Origin of the sequence: Weissella oryzae SG25, from assembly GCF_000691805.2 — a bacterium.
GTDB classification, from domain to species: Bacteria; Bacillota; Bacilli; order Lactobacillales; family Lactobacillaceae; genus Weissella; species Weissella oryzae.
On the sequence record NZ_DF820509.1, the window covers coordinates 1 to 8,502 of the forward strand.

At 34.3% G+C, this 8,502-nt stretch carries 9 protein-coding genes and 1 tRNA gene; all 10 read right to left on the reverse strand.

The annotated features are described in order from the left end of the window. Positions 1–1,327: KxYKxGKxW signal peptide domain-containing protein (locus TT13_RS10575; protein WP_045477309.1), on the reverse strand; the 1,327-nt coding region annotated here is incomplete at its 3' end. A gap of 511 nt (positions 1,328–1,838) precedes the next feature. Then, positions 1,839–2,576, reverse strand: a complete 738-nt coding sequence (locus TT13_RS10580) for a DnaD domain-containing protein (RefSeq protein ID WP_027699921.1) — start codon at positions 2,574–2,576, stop codon at positions 1,839–1,841. Positions 2,577–2,743: 167 nt separating this feature from the next. Beyond that, positions 2,744–3,265, reverse strand: a complete 522-nt coding sequence (locus TT13_RS10585; RefSeq protein WP_027699922.1) for a GNAT family N-acetyltransferase — start codon at positions 3,263–3,265, stop codon at positions 2,744–2,746. Positions 3,266–3,467: 202 nt separating this feature from the next. Beyond that, complete coding sequence (locus TT13_RS10590) at positions 3,468–3,680, reverse strand: CsbD family protein (RefSeq protein ID WP_027699923.1); 213 nt, start codon at positions 3,678–3,680, stop codon at positions 3,468–3,470. Between the two features lie 104 nt (positions 3,681–3,784). Next, complete coding sequence (locus TT13_RS10595; protein ID WP_027699924.1) at positions 3,785–3,961, reverse strand: type II toxin-antitoxin system RelB/DinJ family antitoxin; 177 nt, start codon at positions 3,959–3,961, stop codon at positions 3,785–3,787. A 1,113-nt stretch (positions 3,962–5,074) separates the two neighbouring features. Next, positions 5,075–5,482 (reverse strand): hypothetical protein, encoded by a 408-nt coding sequence (locus TT13_RS10600; RefSeq protein ID WP_027699925.1) that lies wholly within the window; start codon positions 5,480–5,482, stop codon positions 5,075–5,077. Between the two features lie 361 nt (positions 5,483–5,843). Next, positions 5,844–5,916, reverse strand: a tRNA-Cys gene (locus TT13_RS10605). Between the two features lie 128 nt (positions 5,917–6,044). Beyond that, a complete protein-coding gene (locus TT13_RS11425; RefSeq protein ID WP_190279675.1) occupies positions 6,045–6,212 on the reverse strand; it encodes a hypothetical protein in 168 nt (55 codons plus the stop codon). A gap of 962 nt (positions 6,213–7,174) precedes the next feature. Beyond that, complete coding sequence (locus TT13_RS10610) at positions 7,175–8,197, reverse strand: GH25 family lysozyme (RefSeq protein ID WP_052348636.1); 1,023 nt, start codon at positions 8,195–8,197, stop codon at positions 7,175–7,177. A 2-nt stretch (positions 8,198–8,199) separates the two neighbouring features. After that, positions 8,200–8,475, reverse strand: coding sequence for a holin (locus TT13_RS10615; RefSeq protein ID WP_045477317.1), 276 nt, complete (start codon positions 8,473–8,475; stop codon positions 8,200–8,202). Positions 8,476–8,502: the final 27 nt, after the last annotated feature.

Below are 8,502 nucleotides of genomic sequence, written 5' to 3' on the forward strand. Positions count from 1 at the left end.
TTGAATCGCTTAATGAATCGGACGTTGAGTCACTACCACTGATTGAATCACTCAATGAATCCGATGTTGAATCTGAGCCACTGATTGAGTCACTTAATGAATCAGACGTTGATTCAGAATCACTTATTACATCTGATGTTGAATCACTACCGCTAATTGAATCACTTAATGAATCCGATGCTGAATCACTATCTGAAAGTGAGTCACTCAACGAATCCGATGTTGAGTCACTACCTGAAATTGAATCACTTAACGAATCCGACGTTGAGTCACTACCACTGATTGAATCACTTAATGAATCCGATGTTGAGTCACTGCCTGACACCGAATCACTTACTGAATCTGATATCGAGTCACTACCTGACACTGAATCACTTAACGAATCTGATATCGAGTCACTGCCTGACATCGAATCACTTAACGAATCTGATGCCGACTCACTAGCTGAAGATGTTAAGGTCAACGTTGCTTCTGCAGTTAACATCTTACCCGATGTTACATCGAGATAGCTGAATTTAACGGTATAACTCCCCTTGGTATCCCACTTAACATCACTGGTATCAACGGTGACACTATCAAAGTTAGTTATTGCTGTTCCAGTTGAGTCAACCAGCTTTTGTATCATGTCCGAAGCTTTAAATTTTGCTTGTGCATCAGCTCCTGCATCCATTGAGTAGTTTTTTGCCTCAAAAACTGAATGGTCTGCATGATAGTAATAGTCGATTTCAACATCACTAGAATCTTGAACTGTTAGGTCGCCAATTTCTCCTGAATTCATAAACTCAACTAAATCTTTAATTGAGTTTGGGTATTCTCCCGTAGTAGATTTGTAAATATCAGCCAAGATACTATATGTAAGTTCACTACCATCAATAACAAATGATAGACGAGTAGCATCAATTACCTTACCGGGAACGTCAATTGGTAATGGAAATTGAAAAGTATCTCCCATACTATATGTAGTTACCTTATCAGCTGCTAAAGGTGCATTATTATTTTCACTGTCTAAAAAACGACCCGTAATTTTAAGAGTTACCGCCCTAGTATCTTTATTTTCTAGCTTTGTGTTATTTATAGAATCAATACTAGGAATTGTAGCTTTTTTTTGAGTTGCTAAAACTTTTTCCGTACTTGTTTCAACGCTAGCTTTATGCTTATTATTAGTTACTTCTGCATGTGCTGCTGAATGAACCGCCAGTCCTCCACCAAAAGCACCAACAAAACTTGTAATTGCTGCATAAACCCAAGATTTATTAACCTTATAGCCCTTATGTCGCATTTTTTTATCAGAATTTTGCATTTTTTTAATGTTATTCTTCTTTGACATGTTTCCCCTCTAACTCCTCAAAAGTAATTCTCAGTTAGTATCCATTCATGAATTTTTATAGTTCATGACCTTAACTTTTAAAGTTTAAAACATGAATATGAATTTTTTGTGAATTAGGAAACAATAGTTTATTACCATGTTTTACCAGGCATTACACTTAATTAAACTATATAGAAAGATTACAAACATATAACTAACCATAAATACAATAATAAAAGCTGGTAAAATTAAATGCTTCTCATATGAACATTTATAACCTATAACTTAGAAAAAATTTTTAAGACTAAGCAAATTAACTTGACTTAAATTAATAACTCACTTACAAGAACCATTGCTTTCGTTTTTATCCAAACTTAAAAGCGCCAATGCATATTAAATACAATGGCGCTTTTAAGTTTGGAAGAAGCTTATTTTTTACTTTTATTGTTAAAGTTCAAGATAGCTGAAAAAATAAAAGCCCTGTCACAAAGATTTTAAAACTTTTTAAATCATATATCCTAAATAACAAAATTTACAGTTTACTCCAGTCAACACTTGAAGGATCAATATCCATTGGAATATCCGGAATATCCACTACATTTGCTTCTTGTCGATTTTGCCGATATTCACGGTGCGCTAATACTTCTTGTACCGAACGATAATTTTTCTTTTGCCAAGAAACTAAAATTGTTTCAATATAGCGTAAACTCAGCGCTTGATTAATTACCGCTTCTTGAATTGCCTGCTTAATTAAAGCCGGATCAAATTGATCCTTATTAAACCAACTACCAATCGTTTCATACTCCATTGGTGTTAATTGCCGACCAAATTCTTGCTCTAAGATATGATAAATTTCAGCACGTTTAGTCGTATCTTCATTTTTTTCTGAAGCTAGCGGTGTCAAAATTCTTGTACTAGCTGCTGCCATACCAGTAAAATCCAAGTTAAGTAATTGTTCATACATAGGCTCGAAATCAAGTAAAGTTGTAACCCGTCCGTCACCGCCCCGTTGTGTAGTAAAACTTAACAATCCTTTATTGCGCATAGTTGTTAAGTGGTTAAAAACAACTTGCGGCGTCCACCCCAAAGCTTGCCCTATTTTCTCGGTACTAGGTTCACGTGCTCCTTCGTCAATCATCATTTTAACTTGCAAATAGACCAAAAATTCCTCATTTGAAAGGCCTAATTCTAGATAATGAGTTAAAAGTAAGTTATTGATTGTTGTATCGCGCGCACTTAAATAAAGTGCTAAATTTTTATATTCCGCCATAATAACCTCAATCAAAATTTTTTATCTTCCATTGCTTTTTTACGCATAAAAGGCCGGTAGCTTTATCTTTATCCCCGCTCCGGCCGGTTAAAAATTATTTTTAAATAATTTGCTTCACGCAACATTTCTCATATTTTATCATGAAATTAATCATCATACATAAAAACTTATTTTTCACCAATCACCACATCAATGCCCAAACTTTTACTGGCAAGCAAATAATCATCCAGCGTCACGGTTGCTTCACTGGCTAAGAGATGGAAAATCCCACCTAAGTTTTTGGTTAGGTAACCTGTATCAAGCAACCCATTTTTCTGATAAAAATTATATCGCCGAACCCGCTGCGTTTCGTTTTCAGCACTAGTTCCAATTTGCTCACTCTCTAAAATTACCCCTCCAGGGTATAACTCCTTTAATAAGCTCAAGGTTCTTGAGCCATATCCAGCACTCCGAATTTTCGGATCAATTGCCAAATATAGAATAAAGGTCTTTTTTGCTTCAAGCTCAACATTGACTAAAATCCCAACATTTTGTCCATCTGCCCATAAAATGCTTAGCTTAAGTGTTGTCTCTTCTAATTGCCTAGTAAGCAATTCTGAAAAAGCAATTCGCTCATAGGCGGGAAAAGCCTCTATATAAACATTTTGCCAGTACTTTTGTTCAGAAGCCACTAATGGTTTTATTTGCATAAACTCCCCCGTAAATTTACTATTAGTATCTAATACAGTCCATGCTAACAGAAAAATTAGTTTTGCGCATTTAAAATGCAGCATAATTTATGCAACAATTCGAAATAAACCTAGCTAATCATTAACAGCTTTTCAAACCAGTTATCTGACAAAATAAAAAATCACCAACGACAATAATCGTGGTGATTTTACTTTTATGCTTTTAATCTTTTTTCTCAAATTTTTCTTTGACATCATCTACAACATCTTCGGCTTTTTCTTTCAAATCATCGACTGCTTTACGAGCCTTACCAGTCAATCCTTCAAGCTTACCTTCGGCTTTAGCCTCATGGTCATCAGTAATTGTACCTTTTACCTCTTTAGCCTTACCTGAAACTTCCTCAGTGGTTCCCTTAATTTGTTCATCAAGTGACATAGTTTCATCCTCCTCTAAGCTGTTCTAGAAATACAATTGTACTTCTTACTTAAAGTATACCTTATTTGCTTGAAAAAGAACAAAATTTAATTACTGATTTTATTTTAATAATTATTTTTACCTGTAAATAAATTGTCGAATGGTGTCTCTTTTGTCTTAGCAACTTGCGTCATAAAAATTCTAATTGCTATTTGGGTCGTTAAACCTAGCTTCTTAAAAACTTCGTCTGCCTGTTGCTTAATATCTTCATCAATTTTAATTTGAATTAATTTCTCATTCATGACTCTTACTTCCCCAATTCTCTTTTTCTTTAACTAACACTTTTAATTACGTTTATTTCTTTGACGGATTCTGTTGGTGTCCTCGATATTTTAGGCCTGCTAACTTAGCTCTCACTATTCTATTAACTTATCTAGTCAAATAATTGGTATATTAGTTGTCCCTCTCAATTAATATCAACTAACTATTTGACTAAATAAATAGTTAAACATAACTTTTCGATGCACCATTAACTTAGTCCGCCTTATAATCACCCGCCTTCATTATCATCTTAGCACGATTAAATTTAAATTTATTTTGATAAGCTTTAAATTTGAATTTTTTGCCTACTAACCGACTTTTTAAACTACTTACACTTATAATTTACCTTATATCAAGCTTTACTTTGTGAACTTTTTGTGAATATAATTATTTCATCTTATTTTTTCAAATCTATTTTACAATAAAATTCTCAGATTTATGGTTAATCCCAGTCAGTTTTCATTAGCTTTTTCATCTAAAAATACTCTTACAAATAATATGTAATATTATTTGTTTTTTCTGATGTTTATTTCCAACTCGAAAAATTTTAAATTAACTCTTAAAACACTAATCTATCAAGCTTTACCTTAACTCAATTCCTATTGCTAAATTTAGTGTATCGGGCTTCGATTGTCTCTATTAATAATTGGTCTAATGAAAAAATTTTCTTTTGAATTAATTTTGATTCAAATTTAAGCTCAGCTTAATAAAAATATTTGCCCAGTCTTGATCTTGGCAAATACCTTAAGTTTAATCACGCCAAAAGCTTTTCAACCTTCTCATCTTATAAAACCAACTAAAAAATCCCGTTAAGTCGTAATCAGCCAACTTAACGGGATTTTTACTAACTAAAACTAGCCAGTAAATTTCCCTAGGAGCAGGATATAAATAAGAGTAGCCATATAAATAACTACAATCTAAATACAATGCTAAATTAAATATATTTCAAGTTAGAACTGTTATATAAATAAAATTCACAGATAAGTTATTTAATCACAAGTTTAATTCAAGTAACTTATGTCACGAAGTCTAAACTATTTTAAAAATTAGCATACAAATAATTGTCAGCAATTAGGAGTGAATTAAAAAACCAACTATTTTACCTGATGTGTTGCCTGATATGCCGCCTTAACTGACCAATAGATAATATCGTCACCTTTATAATCACGATAAGTTACCTCTACACCCAAATCAGACAATTTTTTTGCGAATTTTCGTTTAGCAGGTAATGCTAAAGCCACACGGTATTCTTCACCTTTGTTCTTTGCTTTCTCTGGCAAAACTTTGGCAGAAATAAAAAGATCACCAGCATCAAAAAAACGAGCGTCTCGAATCTCATCCATTTTTTCACGCACAGCGTATTCTTGATCACGGATTAATTGCATTTTTTTATCGATATTTTCTCGCTCATAAATTGGATGTTTTTTTTCGATTAATCGAATTATGAAGCGCATAATATCAAAGTCACGATCAAATCGATAAAATTTTTCGTCGGTTGCCATATTATCTCCCGGTACATCTTTAGCGTATTCACTTATTCCAAAGCAAATTTATACATTAGTAAACTATAAGCTATAAAACAGTTACCTGTCTATTCTTTTTAACGTAATAATGATTTACTTTGCCCTAGCGATGTTAATTTCTAAGGAACTTTTCCCAAATCATCTTACAATGAATTATTTTAAAGCGTCTTTAACAAATTGCTGGCTCCCTACTCTCTTATTTTGTTTAAATCATCCTTGAAACAATAACTACTTTGATAATACTCCGTTGAAAATGGATGATTAATTTTAAAAAGCTAACTTATCACTATTTTTTTTATTAAAGACAATTAGCAAAGCGTAGTTAACTGCCCTTTTTTAAAGTCTCTACTCGGATTCGAACCAAGATTTCTTGGAGTTGCGGTCCAGTGTTTTCCCATTTAAACTATAGAGACATACGTTTTACTGTCTTTTGCCTTAACCGATATATTTATTTACCTTATTAATTAAGTCCAATACATAATTTCTGATCTATAGATACAAAATAAAAAGAGCTTCATACTGTGAAGACCCTACCTTAGCATCAAATTGCTCGTAACTCATTCTCTTTAAAATAGATTTCTTCAAAGCCTTGTACAAATACAATATATTCATGGGTCAGCTTATCCGTACCAATTATAGTTCCTTCATAGCCTTCATATGGCCGTGACAGTACTTTTACAACATCACCAACCATAAACTCATCATCCATAATCTTGCCCCCCTCAAATCTAACTTCATCCTTTGCCATCTAAAAAATCACTACTAAAAGCTACATTAACCAAAATGTACTAACAATTAAGTACCAAACCGCTAGCGAAAAACCAATCCTAAATAGAGTTAATTAAAGTTAAATAGAGTTACTGCTCTAAACCTATTCCTTAATGAGCTTAACCGAACATCTTTGCCTGTTAGGAAGCGTGCTCTGTCATTTAAGTTAAAGGGATTACATCAAAGTTATGTAACATCTTCTTTCAATGCATGGAACCAATTCCCATGAAGCAATACTAACAAAATGTAAGTATAGATGCAATGCCTATATCTATGCCTTTCACATATTAAGCCAACCTATAGTTCAAATTATACTTTACTGACATTTTTACCTATACATAGTTCTTTCCTTAGCCTATTTAATCCAACTAAGACAATTAAGTTCAATTGTCATAAATAAAAAAACACCCACAAGCACCTATAAATAAGGGTTTGTAAGTGTTTATCCATCTTTTAAGGCCAAAGACGATTCATTGTACGTGGGAACGACACATTGCTTTCATATAGGAGTTTACAGCTATTCAGGTGCCTTTTTTGTGCCTTATACTATTTGTTTCTCTTTATCTGCAATTAATTGCTTTAACTCTACAAGGTCCTCACTTATTGCTAAGTTACGAATAAAAGGGCGTGCCATGCTTCGATAATTTAGATATTTGCCGTGCTCTTTACATTTTATCCAACGTAAACTTTTTACCTATTTCAATGCATTTTGACAACCAACAGCATAAACAAAAAAGCCCCGCCAAGTAGAGATTAATCTACCTAGTGAGGCTTTAATTGTTGATTAAAATGGTTGTAATAATCAATTGTTGTTTATTCAATTGCACTTAGGAGTATGCTGTGAATGTTAAGTAGTTGGGTTGCTACTAAAACACATGATATTCCTAGTTGCTTAACTCAAGTTTAAATCTTAGTAAGCGTTGTAGCATCTAACCAAAGTGTACCATATCCGTCTGTATCAACCTTAACACCATTTGATTCTGCATCTACCTCTAAGACCGGCCATGGTTCTGTCTTCTTAAACTTAGCATATGAACCCACTTGCAAAACTTGGTCTTGTCCTTCAGCGGATAAAGTACCAACAGTTACTTCATCAACAATTGTTGCTGGCACACCGTTATTTTCCCAATTAGCATCATTTCCACCAGCCAACTCATAAGAAATGAATTGCCAGAAACCATGTACCATCTTCAACTCGTCAACCCGATAAATTTGGTCGGCGAAACTGAAATTATCACCAACGTTTAACACCTGGTCTACAACTTTATTTGGTTGTGGTTGAGGGCCGTTATTAATATCTGGGTTAGCTGTGTCTTTACCGGCGAACTTGTGCCAGGCATCAGCGTCCATGTAAGCAATATCTAAGTCCAGATTGCCAGTGTAACCATTCAAAGCGCCACTTGAACTATATTGGAACAATGCTGGTTGTCCCCAAGCTCCCCAACCAGTGTCATCAGTCCATGGGTCACTAAGATATCCTGTCCGGGCATAATTAGCGTATTGAGCAGCCCACAAGCCATACTCTGGCGCTACAGCCGACCAATCCATTTGATTAATCGTGCACTTTGACATGTAAATCAATGGTGCAACACCCGTTAGCTCCTTAACACGGTCTAAGAATACCTTAGCCCCGTTTGAACCTAGCGCTAATCCACCAGCTTCGAAGTCTAACACTAGCACTGCTTCACCAACATAACCATCAACGTTATTAACAAAGAACTCTGCTTGTGCTCGTGGGTCATCTGCTGTCATAAAGTGATAGACGCCTAACAGCTTACCAGCCGCCTTGGCCTGCTGATAATGTTGGTCAGCTACAGGGTTAATGTAATTAAGCCCCTCAGTTGCCTTTAAAATAACAAAATCTGCACCAATCACCCCTGCATTTAAGTCTGCTTGATAATTTGAAATATCAATACCGTTCAACATATTTATTTACCTCCAAAAATATTTTTAACAGTCTCATAAGAACCCGTAGCTAACGCACCAGCCATAACGCCATAGATAAAGCCATAGCCAGGATTATCTCCATAAATTAGCCAAGACATCATAATACCTAAAATGCCACCGATTACTAAGGCAATCAGTGGCATATATTTGTTGTCTATTTTAGATTTTTTCAGTGCCTCAACAACTAAAAAGGTAATAAACGTAATACCAATATAGCTTGTTGTAGTCGCACTATTATACAAATCAATAATACTCATTTTTCCCACTCCTCTACTCTATTTTCG

Excerpts from the sequence above, each read along its gene's own strand:
- TT13_RS10580 (WP_027699921.1), bottom strand. The coding sequence starts at position 2,576 with ATGGCGGAATATAAAAATTTAGCACTTTATTTAAGTGCGCGCGATACA.
- TT13_RS10600 (WP_027699925.1), bottom strand. The coding sequence starts at position 5,482 with ATGGCAACCGACGAAAAATTTTATCGATTTGATCGTGACTTTGATATT.
- TT13_RS10595 (WP_027699924.1), bottom strand. The coding sequence starts at position 3,961 with ATGAATGAGAAATTAATTCAAATTAAAATTGATGAAGATATTAAGCAA.
- TT13_RS11425 (WP_190279675.1), bottom strand. The coding sequence starts at position 6,212 with ATGGATGATGAGTTTATGGTTGGTGATGTTGTAAAAGTACTGTCACGG.
- TT13_RS10615 (WP_045477317.1), bottom strand. The coding sequence starts at position 8,475 with ATGAGTATTATTGATTTGTATAATAGTGCGACTACAACAAGCTATATT.
- TT13_RS10610 (WP_052348636.1), bottom strand. The coding sequence starts at position 8,197 with ATGTTGAACGGTATTGATATTTCAAATTATCAAGCAGACTTAAATGCA.
- TT13_RS10590 (WP_027699923.1), bottom strand. The coding sequence starts at position 3,680 with ATGTCACTTGATGAACAAATTAAGGGAACCACTGAGGAAGTTTCAGGT.
- TT13_RS10585 (WP_027699922.1), bottom strand. The coding sequence starts at position 3,265 with ATGCAAATAAAACCATTAGTGGCTTCTGAACAAAAGTACTGGCAAAAT.